The organism is Microbacterium dauci (assembly GCF_030065535.1).
Taxonomy (GTDB): domain Bacteria; phylum Actinomycetota; class Actinomycetes; order Actinomycetales; family Microbacteriaceae; genus Microbacterium; species Microbacterium dauci.
Genome location: NZ_JASJND010000005.1, coordinates 98,210 through 119,811 on the forward strand (window position 1 = coordinate 98,210; position 21,602 = coordinate 119,811).

Sequence of the window (21,602 nt, forward strand, 5' to 3'; positions counted from 1 at the left end):
GCATGGATATACTTATCGCACAACCACGGGAGTCCGGTGAGCCGGGCTGAGAGGAAGCGACCCACGCTTCGACCGTCGAACCTGATCCGGATCATGCCGGCGCAGGGAGGAGCAACGATGCACGCGTCCACGCACGCACCCACGTCCACCACCGTTTCGCAGCGCTTCCGCTGGCGGGTCGTCGACATCGTCGTCGCCGCCGTGCTGGGCGTCGCCGTCGGACTCCTGTTCTGGTTCTGGAACGGAGTCGGGTACGGCTGGTTCTCGGTGATGGATGCCGCGACTCCCGGACTCGGCGGCCTCGCCGTCGGCATCTGGCTGATCGGCGGCGTCATCGGTGGTCTCGTCATCCGCAAACCCGGCGCGGCCCTTCTTGTCGAGGTCGTCGCGGCGATCGTGTCAATGCTGCTCGGCAACGTATGGGGCGTGTCGACCCTGCTGTCGGGGCTCGTGCAGGGGCTGGGCGCAGAGCTCATCTTCGCCATCCTGCTCTACCGCCGATTCGGGCTGTGGGTCGCGGCTGCAGCCGGCGCCGCGGCCGGAGCGGCAGCATGGATTTTCGAGCTGTTCTACGGCGACTCCCCGAACATCCTGAAGACGTTCGAGTTCAATGCCATCTACCTCGGCTGCGTCGTCATCTCCGGTGCCGTGCTCGCGGGTGTCGTGGGGTGGGTGCTCGTGCGCGCCCTCGCGAAGACCGGCGCGCTGAGCCGCTTCGCGTCGGGTCGAGAACAGGCGGACGAGGTCTGACTGGGGAGCGCGCGCGCCCAGCCGCGGTCCGCGCGCGAGGTTGGGGCTGGCGGTATGCCGGTCGGCGGCTGCCCGCGGTGCGCGATGTCGACCTCGATATCGCACCCGGTGAGCGTGTGCTGCTGCTCGGCGCATCTGGTGCCGGCAAGTCGACCCTCCTCGCGGGGATGGCGGGGTTGCTCGGCAGCGAGGAAGACGGTGCGGCATCCGGATCGCTGCTGATCGACGGAGAGGACCCCGCCGCCCACCGCGGCAGGGTCGGCTTGGTCCTCCAGGACCCGGATGCCGGTGTCGTGCTCTCCCGGGTCGGCGACGACGTCGCGTTCGGCTGCGAGAACCTCGGCGTCGATCCGGCGGAGATCCCGGCGCGGGTCGCGGAAGCGTTGGATGCGGTCGGGCTCGAGGTTCCAGTCGAACGCGAGACGGCTCGACTCTCGGGCGGGCAGAAGCAGCGGCTCGCCATCGCCGGGGTGCTCGCGATGCGACCGGGGCTCTTGTTGCTCGATGAGCCGACCGCGAACCTCGATCCCGAAGGCGTCGAGGAAGTGCGACAGGCGGTCGGCGAGGCTGCGCTGTCATCGGGCGCCACGCTCGTTGTGATCGAGCATCGCACCGATGTGTGGCGCGACTTGATGACCCGCGTCATCGTGTTGGACGCGGCTGGCGGACTTCTCGCCGACGGGACCCCCGCCGAGGTCTTCGAGCGTCATGCTGATGTCCTGCTGGCGGCTGGCGTCTGGTTGCCGGGGCGACCCGTCGACCTCCCTGCCCTCCCGGCGGCGCCGAGCGGTGCGGACAGCGCCCTGCGGGCGCGGGAGCTCGCGATCTCGCGGGACGGGCGCACCGCCGTGCGCGAAGGCCTCGATCTCGAGATCGCCGCCGGCGCGGCATTCGTCCTCACCGGGCCGAACGGCGCGGGCAAGTCGACCCTCGCGCTCACCCTCGCTGGGCTCCTCCCTGAGTACGCGGGGTCGGTGGAGGCGGCCTTGGTGCCCGCGGGCCGGCGCGGGAGCCGGCCGTCGAGGTGGACTTCCCGAGAGCTGCTCACGCGGATCGGCACGGTCTTCCAGGATCCCGAGCACCAGTTCCTCACGCAGACCGTCCGCGACGAGCTGGCCGTTGGCCCTCGGGCGTTGAAGATGACGGATGCCGCGACTTCGCGCGTCGTCGATGACCTGCTCGAGCGGCTCGGCCTCGCGATGCTCGCGCGGGCGAATCCGTTCACGCTGTCGGGAGGGCAGAAGCGACGACTCTCCGTCGCAACGGTGCTCGCGACATCGCCGCAGGTGATCGTGCTCGATGAGCCGACGTTCGGGCAGGACCGGCACGGGTGGGCGGGCATCGTGGGGCTGCTGCAGGAGCAGATCGGCGAGGGGCGCTCGGTCGTCGCCGTCACCCACGATGACGAGGTCGTCCGGTTGCTCGGCGGTCGACGCTGGGCGTTGGCCGGAGTCGCGCCGTGACCGCGGCGACGAGGGAGGTCGGCGTCGCGTGGCTCGACGGCGTGAATCCGGCCGTCCGCATCCTGCTCGCGCTGCTCCTCTCGATTCCGCTGCTCTCGACGATCGATCCGGTGAGCGCGGGCGTGGCCGTCGCTCTCCTCATCGCCTGCATCCCGCTGACGGGGCTCAGCGCCTCGACCGTCCTCCGCCGGATGCTGCCGATCCTGGTGCTCACGCCGATCGCCGGGCTCAGCATGCTGCTCTATGCCGAACCCGCGGGCCGCGTCTACGCCTCGTTCTGGTACGCGACGATCAGCGACGCGTCCGTCGCCTTCGCGATCGCCGTCGGCGTCCGGGTCGTCGCGCTCGCGCTGCCCACGATCCTGCTCTTCAGCCGCGTCGACCCCATCGAGCTCGCGGCAGCGCTCGCGCAGATTGTCCGACTGCCCTCGCGCCTCGTCCTCGGTGTGCTCGCAGGAACGCGCACCCTCGGGCTCTTCGTCGACGACTGGCGTGCGATGCGACTCGCGCGCCGGGCCCGCGGCGTCGGCGACCGGAACGCTGTGCGCAGGTTCTTCTCGATGGCGTTCGTGCTGCTGGTCTTCGCTGTTCGTCGAGGCACGCGGCTGGCGACGGCGATGGAGGCGCGCGGGTTCGGGGCGCCCGTCACCCGCACCTGGGCTCGACAATCGACCCTGTCGGCGCGGGATGCGGTCGCGGTCGCGGGGGCGGTCGCCATCATGGCGATCTCGATCGCCGTGGCCGTGTGGGCGGGAACGTTTCGCTTCGTCTGGTCGTGACCTCGTCAGAACGCGTACGAGAAGCAGACCGATCGCGGCATCGTCTCGGCGTACGGCTCGTACACCGGAATGCGGGTGAATCCCATCGATTCGTAGAGCGCGATGGACTCCGGCTGCGGGAGGCCGGTTTGCAGGATGACTCGTGCTGCGCCGCCACCCCGTGCACGGTCGAGTGCGGCGCGCATGAGCGCGCGCGCGACCCCGCGGCCGCGTGCTGCGGGTGTCACGATGAGCCGTTTGATCTCCCACTCCGCATCGAGACGGCGGAGGATCACGTGGCCGACCGGTGCGTCGTCGAGGACGGCGAGGAGGGTGGCGACGATCTCGTCGGGATGCATCGCGAGCGCTCGCGCTCGGGCGGCCGCGCGTTCCGCGGGCTCGTCGCCGTGGAACCCCTCGTACCGGAAGCCGAGGTCGGCATCGAGCTCGTCGCGGAGGGAAGCCGCGCGGGTGTCGTCCCAGGCGACGTCGACGATTCGGGACTCGATGCTCGTCCGCTCGCTCACCGGACGAGCCTACGTCGCGTGTCAGGCGCGGAGGGCCGGCAGGACGATGCGGTCGATGAGGGCGGTGATCGACTCGGCGTCGAGTGGACGACCTCGGGCCATCACGCTGCGGAACGCTGCCGCGGGGATGACCCCCGCGGCGAGTTCGACGGGCGCGCCCGGCGGCAGGTCGCCACGGTCGACCGCGCGACCGATGACTGCTGCGATCGCCGCCGCAGGTGGACGTCCGAGGGACTCGAATGCGGCGTCGCGGAGGGCGGGGTCGCGGGATGGCGGACGAGCGCGAGGCCCGGGTCGGCGTCGTCGAACATGATCGGGTGGGTCATGTCGCGTCCCACGGCGCGTGCGAAGCGGCGAGGGCGTCCGTCGCGGGGATCGACATCGCTCCATCCTGCAGTCGCGGCCTGCGGATGTCACGGACGATGCGCGGAGCGGTGGCGTGCGACTACCCTGGAGTCGTATCCACTGCGTGAGACGCAGTCGCATGTGGAATGAGACGCAATCCCGTTCGAAGGAGAACGACGTGGAGATCACCGGCGCAGCCGCGCTCATCACCGGTGGGGCGAGCGGCCTCGGACTCGCGACCGCCCGCCGCCTGGCCGCTGCCGGCGCCCACGTCGTGATCGTCGACCTCCCGACGTCGCCCGGTGCCGACGTGGCGGCCGAGCTTGGTGGCACGTTCGCGGCCGCCGATGTGACGGATGCCGCGCAGGTCGCGGACGCCGTCGCTGCGGCATCCGCCGTCGCACCGCTCCGCATCGCGGTCAACTGCGCCGGCATCGCGACGCCGGCGAAGATCCTGGGCCGCGACGGGAGTCCCGGGTCGGTTGCGGATTTCGAGCGCGTCGTCCGCATCAACCTTGTCGGCACCTACGCCGTGCTCGCGCACGCGGCCGCGGCGATGGCGGCGACCGAGCCGACCGCATCGGGTGACCGCGGCGTCATCGTGAACACCGCGTCGGTCGCAGCGTTCGACGGCCAGATCGGCCAGCCTGCGTACGCGTCGAGCAAGGGCGGCGTCCACGCGCTCACCCTCCCGGCCGCGCGCGAACTGGCTCGGTACGGCATCCGCGTGTGCACCATCGCCCCCGGAATCATGGAGACCCCGATGCTCGCCGGCCTTCCGCAGGCGGCGCAGGACTCGCTCGGCCAGCAGGTGCCGCACCCCGCACGGCTCGGCCGCCCCGACGAATACGCCGCGCTCGTGCAGCAGATCGTCGAGAACGGCTACCTCAACGGCGAGACGATCCGCCTCGACGGCGCGATCCGGATGGCACCGAAGTGAGCGGGGTTGTGGCCTTCGCGGCAGTAACTCCGGAGTTTCGCGACGCGCGGCGGCTGACACACGCGGATTTCCGGACGCGGCTCGGCTCGACGCGGCCGTATCTCCGGAGTTGTTGCCGCCGAGCTGGGAACATATCCGCGCCGAGACCGAAAGAGACCCGATGAGCGACACGATCCTGCTGCAGCGCGACGGTGCGCTGGCCCGCCTGACCTTCAACCGACCGGCGTCGCTGAACGCGATGGACTTCGAGATGGGCACGCGCTGGCGCGACCTCGCACACGAGCTCACTGCCGACGACACCATCGGTGCCATCGTGCTGGATGCCGCGGGACCGGCCTTCTGCGCCGGCGGCGATGTCGTCGCCATGGCGACCACCGGGTCGGACGGTTCCGCGATCACCGCGATGGCGGACGTGATCCACGACGGCATCCGCACCTTCGTCGAGTCCTCGATCCCGATCGTCGCGGCGGTGCAGGGCGCCGTCGCGGGCGGCGGAATCGGCCTCATGCTCACGGCGGACTACGTCGTCGCCTCGCCGGCGGCGAAGTTCGTCAGCAAGTACGCGAACATCGGTCTCACCCCCGACCTCGGCGTTTCGACGCTGCTGCCGGCCGCGGTCGGTCAGCGCCGCGCGCTGCAGCTGCTGCTCACCGACACCACGATCGACGCTGAGACCGCGCTCGACTGGGGCCTGGTGACAGCGGTCGCCGACGACCCGAAGAGCGCCGCCGAGGGCATCGCCCGCGGCTGGCTCGACGGTACAACCGGCGCGTTCGGCCAGGCGAAGCGCCTCATCCGCGCCGGCGCCGACCGCAGCTTCGCCGAGAACCTCGCCGACGAGGCGCGTACGATCGGCGCCGCGTTCGACACCGACGACTCGAAGACCCGCGTGGCCGCGTTCGCCGCGGCATCCCGCACGCCCCGCCACTGACGGAGGAACCCATGACAGGCACCGCACCCCTCGCCGGCAAGACCATCCTGATGTCGGGCGGCAGCCGCGGCATCGGCCTCGCGATCGCGCTGCGCGCAGCACGCGACGGCGCGAACATCGCCCTCATCGCGAAGACCGACAGCCCGCATCCGAAGCTCGAGGGCACGGTGCACAGTGCGGCTGAGCAGATCCGCGCGGCTGGCGGGAATGCGCTGCCGATCGTCGGCGACGTCCGCAATGAGGACGACATCACCGGCGCCGTCCTGCAGACCCGGGGAGAGTTCGGCGGTATCGACGTCGTCGTGAACAACGCGTCGGTCATCGACCTGTCGGGCTCGCTGGAACTCGCGACGAAGAAGTACGACCTCATGCAGGGGGTCAATGTGCGCGGCACGTTCCTGTTGTCGCGGGCTGCGCTGCCGATGCTGAAGGATGCCGCGAACCCGCACATCCTCTCGCTGTCCCCGCCGCTGAACCTGTCGCCGAAGTGGCTCGGCGCGCACACCGGCTACACGCTCGCGAAGTACGGCATGACGATGGCGACGCTCGGCTTGGCGGCCGAGTTCGCGAAGGACGGGGTCGCCGCGAACACGCTGTGGCCGCAGACGACGATCGCGACCGCGGCGGTGCAGTTCGCGCTGGGCGGCGACCGCATGATGAAGGTCAGCCGCACGCCCGAGGTTTACGCCGACGCGGCGTACGAGGTCATCACGAAGCCGGCGCGCGAGTACACCGGTCAGACGCTCATCGTCGAGGACGTGCTGCGGGATGCCGGCGTCACCGACTTCTCCGGTTACGCCGCGACGCCCGGCACACCCGACAGTGAGCTGTTCCCCGACATCTTCCTCGACTGAGCGAGCGGGTCGGGTGTCGCCCGGCGAGCGATAGCGTGATGGAGTGATCGCCGAGCTCCCCGCATGCCAGAACTGACCGCACTCGCCTGGATTGTGGTCGCGGCGGGGGCGCTCATCATCGGGCTCGCGAAGACGGCGCTGCCGGGTGCCGGCACGGTTGCCGCGGCAGCGTTCGCTGCTGTCCTTCCGGCGAAGCAGTCGACCGGAACGATCCTGCTGCTCCTCATCGTCGGCGACATGTTCGCGCTCTGGATGTATCGGCAGCACGCCGACTGGCGCTCGCTCATTCGTCTCGCGCCCGCCGTCATCGTCGGGCTGCTGGTCGGAGTCGCCTTCATGGCGTTCGCGGACGACGATTGGGTGCGCCGCGTCATCGGGGTGATCCTGCTCGCCGTTGTCGCGGTGACGCTATGGCGTCGGCGGGCACGGCCCGACGCCGTCCGGAGCGGCCGCGTCGCCGCTGCGGCCTACGGCTCGCTCGGCGGCTTCACGACGATGGTCGCCAACGCCGCAGGCCCGGTGATGTCCATGTACTTCCTCGCGTCGCGCTTCGAGGTGAAGGCGTTCCTCGGCACCGCCGCGTGGTTCTTCGCGATCATCAACATCACGAAGGTCCCGTTCTCGGCGGGCCTCGGACTGATCACCCCGCAGGGGCTGCTGATCGATGCGGTGCTCGTGCCGCTCGTCGTCATCGGTGCGTTCGGCGGCCGCGCGATCGCGTCCCGCGTGCCGCAGCGCCTGTTCGACCGCCTCGTGATCGCCTTCACGATTGCCGGCGCGCTCTACCTGCTGCTCCCCGTCCACTGAGCGGATGCCGCGCCTTGCGCTTCGACGCTGGCAGGTGCGAGGCTCGCGGCATGGACGACAGGTGCGATCAGTGCCGGGCGCGGCTGCGCGGCAAGGGGCAGCGAACCGCGACGCGCACGCTGTGCGAGTCGTGCTTCCGTGAGTTCAGCGGCCTCGCCGCGGGGTACATCAGTGGCGGCACCGTGGAGAACGCGATCAGCGTCGCCGGTTGGTTCAAGAGCTTCGGGAGGAAGAAGGACTGAGCGGATGCCGCGCCGCGGCATCCGCTCGCGTCAGATGAGGCCGAGCCTCACGAAGGCGTTCCAGACGCCGTCGTCGAGGACGTCCGTCGTGACGTTGCCGGCGCGCTCCTTGAGCGCGGGATCGGCGTTGCCCATCGCCACGGGGGAGCCGACGACGTCGAACATCTCGGCGTCGTTCCAGCTGTCGCCGATGCCGATCGCGTCGGCGGCGTCGAGGCCGAGCACCTCGAGCACGCGCAGGATCGCGGAGCCCTTGGTGGTGCCGCGCAGACCGATCTCGCCGTTCGAACCGCCCGGGAGTGGGATGCTGCCGGGGATGACGTGGAAGCGGTCACCCAGGTCGGCCTGCGCACGATCGACGCTGTCGGAGCGCTTGCTGATGAACGTCGTCTTCGCGATCTGGTCGAGGTTCGCCTCGGTCAGCGGGCGATACGAGATCACGGGCTTCGGGTCGACGGGCTCCGAGAGCCCGAGGCGGCGGGCGTCCTCGAGGTGCTGGCGTCGACGGCGCTCGAAGAACCGGTCGACCATCGCGCCGACCCCAGGGCTCGCGTACACGGCCTCGTCGGACTGCAGGAAATAGTCGATGTCCTCGGCCTCGAAGTACGAGATGAGACGGTCGGTGTCCTCGCGCGGCATCGGGTCGGCGAAGATGAGCTCGTCGCCGCGCACGGCGTAGGCGCCGCCGTTGGTGATCGCGCCGTCGTAGCCGATCTCCCGCACCTTCGGGTGGATGTCGCCGGCGGCACGGCCCGTGCAGAGGTACACGAGGTGACCGTTCTCGCGGGCGGTGCGGATGGCCGTGACCGTGGAGGGGGCGATCGCGTCACCGTGCTCCAGGATCGTGCCGTCGACGTCGAGGAAGGCGATGCGGGTCATGATTCCATTCTCGGGGATGCGGACGAACGCGAGGTGTGCGCCGACTCCCGAGGGATGCCGTCAGTCGAGGCGCTTGCGGAGGAAGACCTGGTCGACGCCGCCGTCGCCGGGGACGCGCTGCGTCTCGCGGTAGCCCTCGCGTTCGTACAGGCGGATGTTCGCCTCGCTGAGGGAGCCCGTGAACAGTTCGGCTTCGGTCGCGCCGGCCTGTCGCCCGGACTCTTCGACGGCGGCGAGGAGCTGGGATCCGATGCCCGCGCCCTGCTGGTCGGGTGCGATGGCGATGCGACCGATGAGCAGCAGGGTGTCGTCGAGGCGCGCTCGCGCGGCGCCGACGATCCGCGTGCCGTCGAGTGCCACGCGACCGAGGTTCTCGTGCAGTTCAGCGGTCAGCTCCTCGAGCGTCTGGGTCAGTGGCGGCATGTCGGGATCGCCATAGATGAGGGCCTCCTGCACGAACGCGGCGCGCTGCAGGGTCAGCACCTCGCCGGCGTCGTCGGTGCGGATGGGGCGGATCTGGATGTCGCTCACCTCGCCACGGTAGCGAGCGGGGAGTGGGGGCGGTGGGGGCTTGACGCGTGCGCGCCCCGCCCCCACTGACGCTCACGCCTGGAGCGAGGCGCCGTTCGTGCGGATGACCTCGGCGTACCAGTCGAACGACTGCTTCTTGAAGCGATCGAGCGACCCGCTGCCGTCGTCGTTCCGGTCGACGTAGATGAAGCCGTACCGCTTGCTGAGCTGGGCGGTCGACGCCGAGACGAGGTCGATGCAGCCCCAGGTCGTGTAGCCCATGAGGTCGACACCGTCGGCGACGGCCTCGCCGACCGCCTCGAGGTGCGCCTGCAGGTAGGCGATGCGGTAGTCGTCGGCGACGGTCTTCACACCGTCGACCTCGATGAGCTGGTCCTTGGCGCCCAGCCCGTTCTCGACGATGAACAGCGGCTTCTGCCAGCGGTCCCAGAACTGGTTCAGCACGAGGCGGAGGCCGACCGGGTCGATCTGCCAGCCCCACTCCGACTCCTTGAGGGTCGGGTTCTTGACGCCGCCGAAGAGGTTGCCCTCGCCCATGACGCGCTGCTCGGGGTCGACCGTCTCGCAGATCGAGGAGTAGTAGCTGAACGACACGAAGTCGACGGTGTGCTCCTTGAGCAGCGCCTTGTCGTCGTCGCTGATCTGCAGCTCGACGCCCATCTCGCGCAGGCTGCGGAGGTAGTACCCGGGGTACTCGCCGCGCACGTGGATGTCGCCGAACGCGAGGTTCACGCGCTCGGTCGTGAGCGCCGCGAACACGTCGTCGGGGTTCGGGGTCAGCGGGTACACGGGCATCGACAGCACCATGCAACCGATCTGCGCGTTCGGGGCGAGCTCGCGCGCGACCTTCGTCGCCAGGGCGGATGCCACGAGCTCGTGGTGCACCGCCTGGTACAGGTCGGTTTTGGAGAGCTGCTCCTTGGGCGTGTTGATGCCGCCCGACATGAACGGCGCGTGCACGACCGAGTTGATCTCGTTGAAGGTCAGCCAGTACTTCACGCGGGCGCCGTAGCGGCTGAACAGCACGCGGACGTAGCGCTCGTAGAACCCGATGAGGTCACGGTTCACCCAGCCGTCGTACGTCTCGGCGAGGTGCAGCGGGGTCTCGTAGTGCGAGATGGTGACGAGCGGCTCGATGCCGTGCTTCTCGAGCTCGTCGAGCACGCGGTCGTAGAACGCGAGGCCGGCCTCGTTCGGCTCGGTCTCGTCGCCCTTCGGGAAGATGCGGCTCCACGCGATCGAGAACCGGAAGACTTTGAAGCCCATCTCGGCGAAGAGCGCGATGTCCTCGGCGTAGCGGTGGTAGAAGTCGATGCCGATCTGCTTCAGGTTGTCGTCGGTGGGGCCCTCGCTGCGCGGGGTCATGATGCCCTGCGGCATGACGTCCTGGATCGAGAGGCCCTTGCCGTCTTCGAGGTATGCGCCCTCGAGCTGGTTGGCGGCGGTCGCGCCGCCCCAGAGGAAGCCGTCGGGGAACGAGATGGTGCTCATGGTCGCTTTCTTGTCGTGTGTGTTCGTCGAGGAGAGGAATGGATGCCGGGTCTCGCCGCTTCGGGTGCGACGAGACCCGGCATCCGGTCGGATCAGGCCGAGACCGGTGCGGACTCGATCGAGACCGCGGTGAACAGCGGCTCGCCGTGCGCGACCGGTCCGGTCTGGACGTCGGCCAGCGCCGGGTAGAGCTCGCCGTTGGTCACGACGATCGGCGTCGTCAGGTCGTACCCGGCCGCGGCGATCGCGTCGGCGTCGAACTCGACGAGCAGGTCGCCCGCCTTGACCTCCTGGCCGGTGGTGACCTTCACGTCGAAGTGCGTGCCGCCGAGCTTGACGGTGTCGATGCCGATGTGGATCAGCACCTCGGCGCCGTCGGCGTGCCGCAGGCCGATCGCGTGACCGGTCGGGAACGCGGCGGCGATCGTCGCGTCGAACGGCGCGTAGAGCGCGCCGCTGCGGGGCTGGATCGCGACGCCGTCACCGAGCGCGCCCGCGGCGAACGCGGCGTCCGGGGTCTCGGAGAGTGCGACGACGGTGCCGTCGAGGGGGCTGTACACGACGAGGTCGGTGGCAGCGGCGGCAGGTGCCGGTGCGGCATCCTCCGTCGGCTCCACGAACCCGATGATGACCGTCAGCAGGAACGGCACGGCGATCGCGACCGCGAGGCCGAGGGCGAGCATCAGCATGTTGCCGTTGCCGAGGAGCGCGGGCAGCGCGAGGCCCGAGGGCACCACGAACGCGGTAGAGAACACGCCGCCGAGGGCGATGATCGCGCCACCGATGACACCGCCGACGATGCCGAACGCGAAGGGGCGCTTCAGCGGCAGGTTGATGCCGTAGATGGCGGGCTCGGTGATGCCGGCGAGGAAGCCCGACAGCGTCGCGGGCGCGGCAAGCGACTTCAGGTTCTTGTTGCGGGCACGCACCCACACACCGGCGACGGCGGCGGCCTGCGCGAGGACGGCGGCGAAGACCGGACCGACGAGCGAGATCTGCCCCGTCGTCTGGAACTCGAGCGTAAACAGCGGGACAAGGCCCCAGTGCAGACCGAAGATCACGAAGACCTGCCAGAAGCCACCCATGATGGCGCCACCGGCCCACGGTGCGTTCTCGAAGACCCAGCCGATGCCGTTGCCGAGCGCGCCGCCGAGGAGGTCGGAGATCGGCCCGATGACGACGAAGACGAGCGGAACCGCGACGAGGACGACGAGCATCGGGGTGACGAAGCGGCGGACGGCGCCGGGAAGCTTCGCGTAGAGGAACTTCTCGGCGTGGCTCTGCAGCCAGACGACGACGATGATCGGGATGACGCTCGAGACGTAGCTGACCATCGTGAACGGGATGCCGAAGAAGGTGAGGTCGGGCTGGCCGACGAGGCCCGCCATCGTCGGGTAGACGAGCGCGCCGGCGATGGCGAGCGAGGTCCACTCGTTCGCCTTGAAGTAGCGCGCGGCCGTGATCGACAGGGCGATCGGCAGGAAGTTGATGAACGCGTCGGACAGTGCGTTCAACACCGCGTAGGTGGAGTTGTCGGTTGCGATCCAGCCGAAGGTCACCGCTGCGGCGAGGAACGCCTTCAGCAGGCCGGTGCCGGCGAGTGCCCACAGCACGGGGGTGAAGATCGACGAGATCATCGAAATGAAACGGTTGAAGAGGTTGCCCTTGGGGGCGTCGTCCGCGGCGCCGTCGGCGCTGCCACCGAAGTTCGAGATCTTGCCGATCTCGGCGAACACGTCGGGCACGTCGTTGCCGATGACGACCTGGTACTGGCCGCCCGCCTGGGCGACGGTCACGACGCCCGGGACGGCCTTGACGGCTGCCGAGTCGGCCTTGGCCTCGTCCTTCAGCACGAAGCGCAGACGCGTCGCGCAATGCACCAGGGAGCGGACGTTTTCCTCGCCGCCGACGCCCTGGAGGACGCCTGCTGCGGTCTTCGAGTAGTCCATCGGGACACGCTCTTTCTCACCGCTTCGATGCGGCGCTTTCGGGAAGAGAGTGCGTCGGAGCCGTTTCCGGGCAACAAAAAAACCTGAACTCGTTCACCGCCGTCTCCGGTGGTGTGAGTTCAGGTTTTGCCTGCTGCCGCAGTAACAATCCGTCGCGCTCGCGGGGCTACTTCGCCCTGCAGTCGGTCAGGCTAGCACGCCGCCGGCGGGGTCGCCACCGGGTCGTACGCCGACCTGTCCGGCGAGGCGCTCGACGTGGACGATCACGTACAGCAGCTCCTCGTCGGTGAGCTCCGATTCGGTCGCCGCGCGCACGTACGCCTTGACCTCCTGCGCGATCTCGAACGACCGCGGGTAGCTGTGCTTGGCGAACTCGAAGAACGACGTGTCGGCGCTGCGGAGCATCGTGCGCGAGACGAGCCGCTGCAACAGGAACTGGATGTGCAGCACGAACCGGGCGTAATCGGGACTTTCGACGTCGAGCTTCACACCCAGGGCGTTCTCGACGGTGAGCACCACGTGCTGCACGCGGCGGAACAGCAACGCGGCGGTGCCGTTCGGCTCATCGCGCGTCGCGTTCAGCAGGTGCATCGTGAGGAAGACCGCCTCCTCGGCGGGGAGCTCTCGCTCCAGCGCGGTCGAGATCGCCGCCGCCATTTTCGTCGCGGCCGCGAACTCCTGCGGGTGAAGGACCCTGAGTTCGGGCATCGCCGCGGTCGGGATGCGGATGCCCTTGTCGAGGCGCTCGAGGACGAACTGCACGTGGTCGATCACCGCGATCGTGAGCCGTCTGCCGAGGTGATGACCGAGCGACCGCTCCGCCTGATCGACGGCCCGCGAGACCGCCTCGATGACCGGGTACGGCGTGTCGATGAGCATGCGGCGTTCGCGCTCGCCGTCTTCGCCGCCCTCGAGGATGAAGGTCTTCTCGACCTTGCTGGCGTCGATCGTGTCGGACGGCTTCAGCTGGAATCCCAGCCCGCGGCCCATGAGCACGCGCTCGCGTCCCTGCTCGTCGACGGAGATGACGACGTTGTTGTTCAGCACCTTGTGCGCAATGGTGCCGCGACGCTGCGGATGCCCCTCCGTCATGGCGACGATTCTAGGGCCGCGTGGCATCCGTCATCCCGCCACCCCAGGCGTTCCGCAGGTGCGCGCCGGTACCCTGGGAGTATGACCGAGTCCACGCCCGAACGCCCCGACGGCATGTCCGCCGTGCGCACCACGAAGCCCAAGCAGGTGCGCCCGCGGACCGAAGGGTGGACCCAGGCGAAGGACGACACCGGTCGCCCGCTCCTGCAGTTCGCGAGCCCCAAGCGCGGCAAGCCGCCCGTGCACCTCGTCGACCTCACTCGCGAGCAGCGCGTCGAGAAGCTCAAGGAGCTGGGGCTCCCCGGCTTCCGCGCCGGCCAGCTCGAGAAGCACTACTTCCAGCACTACACCTCGGATGCCGCGAAGATGACCGACCTCCCGGCATCCGGTCGCGAGGAGCTCGTCGCGGGGCTCCTCCCGAACCTCATGACCGAGGTGCGCCGGCTCGAGACCGACGGCGGCGACACGATCAAGTTCCTCTGGAAGCTGCACGACGGCGCCCTCGTCGAGTCGGTGCTCATGCGCTACACCGGCCGCATCACGCTCTGCGTGTCGAGCCAGGCCGGCTGCGGCATGAACTGCCCGTTCTGTGCGACCGGCCAGGCGGGCCTCACCCGCAACATGTCGGCGGCCGAGATCGTCGACCAGGTCGTTCGCGCCAACCGGCTCATTGCCGATGGCGGCCTCGGCGACCCGCGCAAGGTCGGCCACAAGGACGAGCGCGTCACCAACATCGTCTTCATGGGCATGGGTGAGCCGCTCGCCAACTACGCCCGCGTCATGCAGGCCGTCCGCACGATGGTTGACAAGGACCACGGCCTCGGCATGAGTGCTCGCGGCATCACGGTGTCGACGGTCGGGCTCGTGCCCGCGATCCGCAAGCTCAGCGATGAGGACATCCCGGTCACGTTCGCGCTCTCGCTGCACGCCCCCGACGACCACCTGCGCGACGAACTCATCCCGGTGAACTCCCGCTGGAAGGTCGATGAGGCATTGGATGCCGCGCGCGAGTACTTCGACAAGACCGGTCGCCGCGTCTCGATCGAGTACGCCCTCATCAAGGACATGAACGACCACGCGTGGCGCGCCGACCTGCTCGCGACCAAGCTCAACGAGCGCGGCCGCGGCTGGGTGCACGTGAACCCCATCCCGCTGAACCCGACGCCGGGCTCGGTGTGGACGGCATCGGACGTCGACGTGCAGAACGAGTTCGTCCGGCGCCTCAACGAGGCCGGCATCCCGACGACCCTCCGCGACACCCGCGGCAAGGAGATCGACGGCGCCTGCGGCCAGCTCGTGGCCACCGAAGAGGACGAGGCCGCAGCCGCGGCATCCGTCTGACGGTTTCGCTGTCCGCGAGACACCCGCGCGAGGCATCCACCGCGGCGGTAGCGTCGGAACATGGTCAACTATCGATTCCTCGGCAACAGCGGTCTGAAGGTCTCGGAGCTCACGTACGGCAACTGGCTGACGCACGCTTCGCAGGTCGAGAACGACGCCGCCGTGGCCACCGTCCACAAGGCGCTCGACCTCGGCATCACGTCGTTCGACACCGCCGACACGTACGCGAACACCGCAGCCGAGGTCGTCCTCGGCGACGCGCTGCGCGGGCAGCGCCGCGAGTCGCTCGAGATCTTCACGAAGGTCTACTGGCCGATCGGACCAAAGGGCCCGAACGACCACGGTCTCTCGCGCAAGCACATCTTCGAGGGCATCAACGGCTCGCTGCAGCGCCTCGGCATGGACTACGTCGACCTGTACCAGGCGCACCGGTACGACTACGAGACTCCGCTCGAAGAGACGATGCAGGCGTTCGCCGACGTCGTCCGCCAGGGCAAGGCGCTGTACATCGGCGTCAGCGAGTGGACGGCCGAGCAGCTGCGGGCCGGGCACGCGCTCTCGAAGGAGCTCGGCTTCCAGCTCATCTCGAACCAGCCGCAGTACTCCGCGCTCTGGCGCGTGATCGAGGGCAAGGTCGTCCCGACCTCCGAAGAGCTCGGCATCTCGCAGATCGTCTGGTCGCCGCTCGCGCAGGGCGTGCTCACCGGCAAGTACGTGCCGGGCCAGCCGCTGCCCGAGGGCTCGCGCGCCACCGACGAGAAGGGAGGCTCGCAGATGATCTCGCGTTTCATGAACGACGAGGTGCTCTCTGCGGTGCAGAAGCTGAAGCCGATCGCGGAGGAGGCCGGCATCACGATGCCGCAGCTCGCGCTCGCGTGGGTGCTGCACAACCCGAACATCGCGGCCGCGCTCGTGGGTGCGTCGCGCCCCGAGCAGCTCGAGGACACCGTCAAGGCTTCGGGTGTCCAGCTCGACGACGCGACCTACCAGGCGGTCAACGACGCCCTGGCGTCGGTCGCGGTCACCGACCCCGAGGAGACGTACTCGGTGTCGCCGAAGGCCCGCCTGGTCTGATCCGTCGTGGCTGCGCACAGCGCCGGCATCCTGCTCTACCGTCTCGACGGGAAGGGCGGGGTGTCGGCGCTGATCGCACACATGGGCGGGCCGTTCTGGGCGTCGAAGGACGAGGGTGCCTGGTCGATCCCCAAGGGTGAGCTCGACCCGGATGAGCCGGCGGTGGATGCCGCGAAGCGCGAGTTCCGCGAAGAGCTCGGCGTCGATGCGCCCGACGTCGACTACGCCGAGCTCGGAACCTTCGGGTACGCGTCCGGCAAGCGCGTCACGGTGTTCGTCGGCGACGGCGCGGCGTTCGCGGCATCCGACCCCGACTTCGTCTTCGGCGAGTTCGAGATGGAATGGCCGCCACGGTCGGGCAAGACGGCGTCGTTCCCCGAGGTCGACCGTGCCGAGTGGATGCCGCTCGAGCGTGCGGCCGAACTCGTCGTGAAGGGGCAGCGCCCCGCGCTCGAGCGCCTCGCCGAGCTGCTGGCCGAGGCCCGCTGAGTCAGCGCGTCTTCTTCGGCGCGTCGCTCACGTCGAGGAGTTCGTGCGTGCCGCCGAGCGACGACCAGGCCGAGGCTTTCCCGGATGCCGCATGCTCCGAGGCCCGTACGGCGCGCTCGTCGGCCCACTCGTTCAACACGTGCCCGCGGTGTCCACGGACGTGCTCGAGCACGACGTCGGGCATGCCCGACGCGCGGCGGGCCTCGCGGGCGTCGATGAGCTGTTCGAGGATGTCGCGGTTCTTGGCGGGCGCGCCGGTGGAGGTCTTCCAGCCGCGGCGGCGGTGCCCGTCCATCCACTTCTCGTAGGTGTCGATGGCGTACTTCGAGTCGGCCTGCACGACGAGTTCGCGCACGTTCGGGTGGTCGACGATCGCCTTCAGCAGCCCGAGCAGCTCGCCGATGTTGTTCGTGCCCTCGGGGAGCGACCCTGCGGCCCAGTGCCCGTCTTCGCCGACCCACGCCCAGCCTGTGGGTCCGGGGTTGCCCTTGCAGGCGCCGTCGGTGGCCACGACATAACGGGGGATCTCGGTCACCCGTCCACGCTACCCGCGCCGCGGCGCCGGGCTCGCACGTTCAGGTGGCAGCTCTCGTCGCTTTCGCCGCTGGCATGCGGCGTGTGCTGCCACCTGAAGCGGCGTGCGGGCCGCGGGGTCGTCCCCTCCCTCGTTCAAGTGGCAGCTCTCGTCGCTTTCGCCGCTGGGATGCGGCGTGTGCTGCCACCTGAAGCGGCGTGCGGGCCGCGCAAAATGTATACGCTCAGCGAGAATTCCCGACCATCCGGCGACACGACCGGCGGGAGTGCATACACTGTCGGCATGGGTGAACCGACGCGCGCCGGCGATCGGGCGTACGCGACGCTCCTCGACGAGATCCAGCGCGGCACGCTCGCTCCGGGAGCCGTCCTCGGCGAGGTCGAGCAGGCGACGCGGCTCGGCGTGAGCCGCACGCCCCTGCGCGAGGCGCTCCGCCGCCTCTCGGCGGACGGGCTCGTCGAGCAGCAGTCCCCGCGCGTGACCGTCGTCGCGGGCATCGACGTCGACGACATCCGCGCGCTGTTCGACCTGCGCCGCGCGCTCGAAGAGACCGCCGCCCGCCTCGCGTCCCGCGCTGCCGACCGCGACGGCTTCGCAGCGCTCGCCGCCGAGTTCGCCACCATTGAACCTGTGGCATCCCATGCGGACGAGTACTACGCGCTCATCGCCCGATTCGACGCCGAGTTGGATGCCGCGGCGGCGAACGACTATCTCGCGTCGGCCCTCCGCACCGTCCGCACCCACCTCGTGCGGGTGCGCCAGTTCGCCCGCGACAAGCCCGAGCGACTCGCGGCATCCGCTCCGGAGCACCGCCTCATCGCGGAGGCCATCGCCGCCGGCGACGCCGATCTGGCGGTCCACGCCACCCACATCCACCTGCACAACGCGCTCACGAGCATCCTCGCCTCCCTGGAAGGAACCCCATGACCGTCACCCACCACGTCCGCGTGTACCGCAGCGACGAGGAACTGCCCCGCGAGGAGCAGCTCGCCTACAAGATCGCCCAGGTCGCCGTCGACCCGGTCGCCGTCGAGGACGACGTCATCGACATGATCATCAACCGTGTGATCGACAACGCCGCCGTCGCCGCGGCGTCGCTCACCAGGGCGCCGATCAACGCCGCCCGCGCGCAGGCGCTGTCGCACCCCGTCTCGACGGGGGGAGCCGGCGCGACGCTCTTCGGCGCCCCGAACGACGTGCGCACGAGCCCGGAGTGGGCGGCGTGGGCGAACGGCGTCGCCGTGCGCGAACTCGACTACCACGACACGTTCCTCGCCGCCGAGTACTCGCACCCCGGCGACAACATCCCGTCGATCCTCGCGGTCGCGCAGCATGTCGGCGCCGACGGCGCGGCGCTCGTGCGCGGCATCGCGACCGGGTACGAGATCCAGATGGATCTCGTCCGCTCGATCTGCCTGCACAAGCACAAGATCGACCACGTCGCCCACATCGGCCCGTCGGCCGCGGCCGGCATCGGTACCCTCCTCCGGCTCGACGTCGACACCGTCTACCAAGCGGTCGGGCAGGGCCTCCACACCACCACCGCGACCCGCCAGTCGCGCAAGGGCGAGATTTCGACGTGGAAGGCGCACGCCCCCGCGTTCGCCGGCAAGATGGCCGTCGAGGCGGTCGACCGGGCGATGCGCGGCCAGACCTCGCCCAGCCCGATCTACGAAGGCGAGGACGGCGTCATCGCCTGGATGCTCGACGGCAAGGATGCCGCGTACGAGGTGCCGCTGCCCGCTCCCGGCGAGCCCAAGCGCGCCATCCTCGACTCGTACACGAAGGAGCATTCCGCCGAGTACCAGGCGCAGGCGTGGATCGACCTGGCCCGCAAGCTCGGCGCCGAGCGTCCCGAACTCCGCGACCCCGCGAACATCGCGTCGGTCGTGCTCCACACGAGCCACCACACCCACTACGTCATCGGCTCGGGTGCCGGCGACCCGCAGAAGTACGACCCCGCGGCATCCCGCGAGACCCTCGATCATTCGATCCCGTACATCTTCACGGTCGCGTTGCAGGACGGCGGCTGGCACCACGTCGACTCGTACACCCCGGAACGTGCCGGTCGCGCCGACACGGTCGAGCTGTGGCAGAAGGTCACGACGGCCGAGGATGCCGAGTGGACCCGTCGCTACCACTCCGAAGACCCCGACGAGAAGGCGTTCGGCGGTCGCGTGGAAATCACGCTGACCGACGGTTCGACGGTCGTCGACGAGATCGCCGTCGCCGATGCGCACCCCCTCGGCGCGCGGCCATTCGCCCGCGCGGACTACATCCGCAAGTTCCGCCTCCTCGCCGAACCCGTGCTCGAGGCCGCCGAGATCGAGCGGTTCCTCGACCTCGTACAGCGGCTCCCCGAGCTGACCGCCGACGAGGTGCGCCAGCTCGACATCGTCGCGAAGGCGGGCACGCTCGAGGCCGCGCCGGCGCCGAAGGGCCTGTTCTGATGCTGTACGCCACCACGCCGGCGCACGAGAAGCGCCGCCTGTTCCGGGAGCGGCTCGCGACCGGTGAGCTGCTGCGGTTCCCCGGCGCCTTCAACCCGCTCTCGGCGCGGCTCATCGAGCAGCGGGGGTTCGAGGGCGTCTACATCTCGGGTGCGGTGCTCGCCGCCGACCTGGGGCTCCCCGACATCGGCCTGACGACGCTGACCGAGGTCGCCGGCCGCGGGCAGCAGATCGCCCGGATGACCGACCTGCCGGCGATCATCGACGCCGACACCGGGTTCGGTGAGCCGATGAACGTCGCGCGTACGATCCAGTCGCTCGAGGATGCCGGCATCGCCGGCGCCCACATCGAAGACCAGGTGAACCCGAAGCGTTGCGGCCACCTCGACGGCAAGGCGGTCGTCGATCAGGACACCGCGATCAAGCGGATCCGGGCGGCCGTCGATGCGCGCCGCGACCCGAACTTCCTCGTGATGGCGCGCACCGACATCCGCGCGATCGACGGATTGGATGCCGCGATCACTCGCGCCAAGCACCTCGTCGATGCCGGCGCCGACGCGATCTTCCCCGAAGCGATGCGCACCCTAGAAGAGTTCGCTGCGGTGCGGGCGGCAGTCGGCGTGCCGATCCTCGCGAACATGACGGAGTTCGGGAAGAGCGACCTCTTCTCGACGTCGCAGCTGCGGGACGTCGGGGTGAACATCGTCATCTGGCCGGTGTCGCTGCTGCGGATGGCGATGGGCGCAGCCGGTCGTGCGCTGGCTACGCTGAACGACGAAGGGCACCTCACCTCGCACCTGGGGGAGATGCAGCACCGCGCCGATCTGTACGACCTCATCGACTACGAGGGCTACAGCCACTTCGATGCGAACGTCTTCACCTTCGACCTCACAAAGGAGTGACATGAGCGAACCGGACATCAAGAAGGGGCTCGCCGGCGTCTACGCCGACGTGACCGCGATCAGCAAGGTCAACCCCGAGACGAACTCGCTGCTGTACCGCGGCTATCCCGTGCAGGAGCTCGCTGCGACGCAGTCGTTCGAGGCGGTTGCCTACCTGCTGTGGCACGGTGAGTTGCCCACCGACGACCAGCTCGCCCAGCTGCGCGCCGTGGAACGCGCGACCCGGGCGATACCGGCAAATGTCCGCGAGTTCATCGACGCGATGCCGACGTCCGCGCACCCCATGGACGAGGTGCGGACGATCGTCAGCCTGCTCGGCGGTTTCGAGACGGCGGGCATCGACAACGTGCTCGACGCGGCAGGCACCCCGGCCGAGAACCTCGATCGCAGCGTCCGACTGTTCGCGATCCTGCCCGCCATCGTCGCCTACGGTCAGCGCCGGCGCCACGGACTCGAGATCATCGAACCGAAGGAGGATCTCGATTACGCGGCGAACTTCCTCTGGATGACCTTCGGTGAAGAGCCCGACCCGGTCGTCGTCGACGCGTTCAACCGTTCGATGATCCTGTACGCGGAGCACTCGTTCAACGCGTCGACCTTCACGGCACGCGTGATCACTTCTACCCTCAGCGACCTGTACTCGGGGGTCGTCGGGGCCATCGGTGCGCTCAAGGGACCGCTCCACGGCGGTGCGAATGAGGCCGTGCTGCACATCTTCACCGAAATCGGATCGGCCGAGAACGTCGTGCCGTGGCTCGACGAGGCGCTCGCCGCGAAACGCAAGATCATGGGCTTCGGGCATCGCGTCTACAAGCGCGGCGACTCGCGTGTGCCGACGATGAAGCTCGCGCTCGACGCGCTCGTCGACCACTACGACCGCCCCGATGTCGCAGCCCTGTACGACGCGCTCGAGAGCGAGTTCGTCTCCCGCAAGGGCATCTACCCGAACCTCGACTACCCGTCGGGTCCCGCCTACAGCCTGATGGGGTTCGACACCCTCACATTCACGCCGCTGTTCATCGCGGCGCGCATCACCGGGTGGACGGCGCACATCATGGAGCAGCAGGCCGCGAACGCGCTCATCCGACCGCTGTCGGCCTACAACGGCCCGGATGAACGTCACGTCGAGGGCTACGAGCCGGATGCCGCGGAGGTCGAGGCCCTCGAGCGTCCGGAGGAAGCCGCGGGCTGACCAGCGCGGAAGCCCCATGCGAATGGGTCCGGATGAGGACTTTCTCATGTGTGGCTGTGA

23 protein-coding genes and 1 riboswitch are annotated in these 21,602 nt (G+C 69.4%); of the genes, 15 read left to right on the top strand and 8 right to left on the bottom strand.

Annotated features, from left to right (window positions below; translation table 11 throughout):
* Window positions 1-15 precede the first annotated feature (15 nt).
* A riboswitch (TPP riboswitch) is annotated at window positions 16-125 on the top strand.
* The 3 genes from QNI14_RS07680 to QNI14_RS07690 all read left to right on the top strand — a co-directional run bounded on the left by QNI14_RS07680 (window position 118) and on the right by QNI14_RS07690 (window position 2,992).
* On the top strand, window positions 118-750 hold the full coding sequence (locus QNI14_RS07680) for an ECF transporter S component (RefSeq protein ID WP_283715941.1): 633 nt from the start codon (window positions 118-120) through the stop codon (window positions 748-750). It overlaps the preceding riboswitch by 8 nt.
* Window positions 751-818: 68 nt before the next feature.
* Window positions 819-2,213, top strand: a complete 1,395-nt coding sequence (locus QNI14_RS07685; protein WP_430539262.1) for an ABC transporter ATP-binding protein — start codon at window positions 819-821, stop codon at window positions 2,211-2,213.
* Complete coding sequence (locus tag QNI14_RS07690; protein ID WP_283715943.1) at window positions 2,210-2,992, top strand: energy-coupling factor transporter transmembrane component T family protein; 783 nt, start codon at window positions 2,210-2,212, stop codon at window positions 2,990-2,992. The genes QNI14_RS07685 and QNI14_RS07690 overlap by 4 nt, the downstream gene beginning before the upstream one ends.
* A gap of 5 nt (window positions 2,993-2,997) precedes the next feature.
* Here the strand turns inward: QNI14_RS07690 and QNI14_RS07695 are convergent, their stop codons facing one another.
* Together QNI14_RS07695 and QNI14_RS14125 are read right to left on the bottom strand one after the other, a co-directional pair.
* A complete protein-coding gene (locus QNI14_RS07695; protein ID WP_283715944.1) occupies window positions 2,998-3,498 on the bottom strand; it encodes a GNAT family N-acetyltransferase in 501 nt (166 codons plus the stop codon).
* A 21-nt stretch (window positions 3,499-3,519) separates the two neighbouring features.
* Window positions 3,520-4,050, bottom strand: coding sequence for a TetR/AcrR family transcriptional regulator C-terminal ligand-binding domain-containing protein (locus QNI14_RS14125; protein WP_430539255.1), 531 nt, complete (start codon window positions 4,048-4,050; stop codon window positions 3,520-3,522).
* Here QNI14_RS14125 and QNI14_RS07700 point away from each other — a divergent pair.
* The 5 genes from QNI14_RS07700 to QNI14_RS07720 all read left to right on the top strand — a co-directional run bounded on the left by QNI14_RS07700 (window position 3,983) and on the right by QNI14_RS07720 (window position 7,617).
* Entirely contained in the window at window positions 3,983-4,783 is an 801-nt protein-coding gene (locus QNI14_RS07700) for an SDR family NAD(P)-dependent oxidoreductase (RefSeq protein WP_430539256.1), read from the top strand. The two genes, QNI14_RS14125 and QNI14_RS07700, sit on opposite strands and share 68 nt — an antisense overlap.
* 160 nt (window positions 4,784-4,943) lie before the next feature.
* Window positions 4,944-5,714, top strand: coding sequence for an enoyl-CoA hydratase/isomerase family protein (locus tag QNI14_RS07705; RefSeq protein ID WP_283715946.1), 771 nt, complete (start codon window positions 4,944-4,946; stop codon window positions 5,712-5,714).
* An 11-nt stretch (window positions 5,715-5,725) separates the two neighbouring features.
* Window positions 5,726-6,568 carry an SDR family oxidoreductase gene (locus tag QNI14_RS07710; protein ID WP_283715948.1) on the top strand — a complete coding sequence of 281 codons (843 nt, stop codon included), beginning with the start codon at window positions 5,726-5,728 and terminating at the stop codon, window positions 6,566-6,568.
* Window positions 6,569-6,631: 63 nt separating this feature from the next.
* Window positions 6,632-7,375 carry a sulfite exporter TauE/SafE family protein gene (locus QNI14_RS07715; RefSeq protein ID WP_283715949.1) on the top strand — a complete coding sequence of 248 codons (744 nt, stop codon included), beginning with the start codon at window positions 6,632-6,634 and terminating at the stop codon, window positions 7,373-7,375.
* A 50-nt stretch (window positions 7,376-7,425) separates the two neighbouring features.
* Window positions 7,426-7,617: a hypothetical protein gene (locus QNI14_RS07720; RefSeq protein WP_283715950.1), complete on the top strand. Its 192-nt coding sequence runs from the start codon at window positions 7,426-7,428 to the stop codon at window positions 7,615-7,617.
* 30 nt (window positions 7,618-7,647) lie between these two features.
* On the opposite strand, the gene QNI14_RS07725 is transcribed toward QNI14_RS07720, so the two are convergent.
* The 5 genes from QNI14_RS07725 to QNI14_RS07745 form a co-directional block, all read right to left on the bottom strand.
* Window positions 7,648-8,496, bottom strand: coding sequence for a Cof-type HAD-IIB family hydrolase (locus QNI14_RS07725; RefSeq protein ID WP_283715951.1), 849 nt, complete (start codon window positions 8,494-8,496; stop codon window positions 7,648-7,650).
* Between the two features lie 60 nt (window positions 8,497-8,556).
* Entirely contained in the window at window positions 8,557-9,027 is a 471-nt protein-coding gene (locus QNI14_RS07730; RefSeq protein WP_283715952.1) for a GNAT family N-acetyltransferase, read from the bottom strand.
* Between the two features lie 72 nt (window positions 9,028-9,099).
* Window positions 9,100-10,518: a glycoside hydrolase family 1 protein gene (locus tag QNI14_RS07735; RefSeq protein ID WP_283715953.1), complete on the bottom strand. Its 1,419-nt coding sequence runs from the start codon at window positions 10,516-10,518 to the stop codon at window positions 9,100-9,102.
* A gap of 92 nt (window positions 10,519-10,610) precedes the next feature.
* Window positions 10,611-12,467, bottom strand: coding sequence for a beta-glucoside-specific PTS transporter subunit IIABC (locus QNI14_RS07740; protein WP_283715954.1), 1,857 nt, complete (start codon window positions 12,465-12,467; stop codon window positions 10,611-10,613).
* A gap of 186 nt (window positions 12,468-12,653) precedes the next feature.
* Window positions 12,654-13,559: a PRD domain-containing protein gene (locus QNI14_RS07745; RefSeq protein ID WP_283715955.1), complete on the bottom strand. Its 906-nt coding sequence runs from the start codon at window positions 13,557-13,559 to the stop codon at window positions 12,654-12,656.
* Between the two features lie 81 nt (window positions 13,560-13,640).
* Here QNI14_RS07745 and rlmN point away from each other — a divergent pair, with 81 nt between their 5' ends.
* Genes rlmN through QNI14_RS07760 form a run of 3 tightly spaced genes read left to right on the top strand, consistent with a single transcriptional unit; the run spans window position 13,641 to window position 16,463 of the window.
* On the top strand, window positions 13,641-14,900 hold the full coding sequence (gene rlmN / locus QNI14_RS07750; RefSeq protein WP_430539257.1) for a dual-specificity RNA methyltransferase RlmN: 1,260 nt from the start codon (window positions 13,641-13,643) through the stop codon (window positions 14,898-14,900).
* A gap of 60 nt (window positions 14,901-14,960) precedes the next feature.
* The gene (locus tag QNI14_RS07755) at window positions 14,961-15,974 is read left to right on the top strand and encodes an aldo/keto reductase family protein (protein WP_283715956.1); all 1,014 of its coding nucleotides are present in this window, start codon (window positions 14,961-14,963) and stop codon (window positions 15,972-15,974) included.
* Between the two features lie 6 nt (window positions 15,975-15,980).
* Window positions 15,981-16,463, top strand: a complete 483-nt coding sequence (locus QNI14_RS07760) for an NUDIX hydrolase (protein WP_283715957.1) — start codon at window positions 15,981-15,983, stop codon at window positions 16,461-16,463.
* Between the two features lies 1 nt (window position 16,464).
* Here the strand turns inward: QNI14_RS07760 and QNI14_RS07765 are convergent, their stop codons facing one another.
* Window positions 16,465-16,998: a ribonuclease H family protein gene (locus QNI14_RS07765; RefSeq protein ID WP_283715958.1), complete on the bottom strand. Its 534-nt coding sequence runs from the start codon at window positions 16,996-16,998 to the stop codon at window positions 16,465-16,467.
* Between the two features lie 282 nt (window positions 16,999-17,280).
* Here QNI14_RS07765 and QNI14_RS07770 point away from each other — a divergent pair, with 282 nt between their 5' ends.
* Genes QNI14_RS07770 through QNI14_RS07785 form a run of 4 tightly spaced genes read left to right on the top strand, consistent with a single transcriptional unit; the run spans window position 17,281 to window position 21,542 of the window.
* Window positions 17,281-17,925, top strand: coding sequence for a GntR family transcriptional regulator (locus QNI14_RS07770; protein WP_283715959.1), 645 nt, complete (start codon window positions 17,281-17,283; stop codon window positions 17,923-17,925).
* A complete protein-coding gene (locus QNI14_RS07775) occupies window positions 17,922-19,448 on the top strand; it encodes an MmgE/PrpD family protein (RefSeq protein ID WP_283715960.1) in 1,527 nt (508 codons plus the stop codon). Before QNI14_RS07770 ends, QNI14_RS07775 begins: the two co-directional genes overlap by 4 nt.
* On the top strand, window positions 19,448-20,350 hold the full coding sequence (prpB, locus tag QNI14_RS07780) for a methylisocitrate lyase (RefSeq protein WP_283715961.1): 903 nt from the start codon (window positions 19,448-19,450) through the stop codon (window positions 20,348-20,350). Before QNI14_RS07775 ends, prpB begins: the two co-directional genes overlap by 1 nt.
* Before the next feature lies 1 nt (window position 20,351).
* Window positions 20,352-21,542, top strand: coding sequence for a bifunctional 2-methylcitrate synthase/citrate synthase (locus QNI14_RS07785; protein ID WP_283715963.1), 1,191 nt, complete (start codon window positions 20,352-20,354; stop codon window positions 21,540-21,542).
* Window positions 21,543-21,602: the final 60 nt, after the last annotated feature.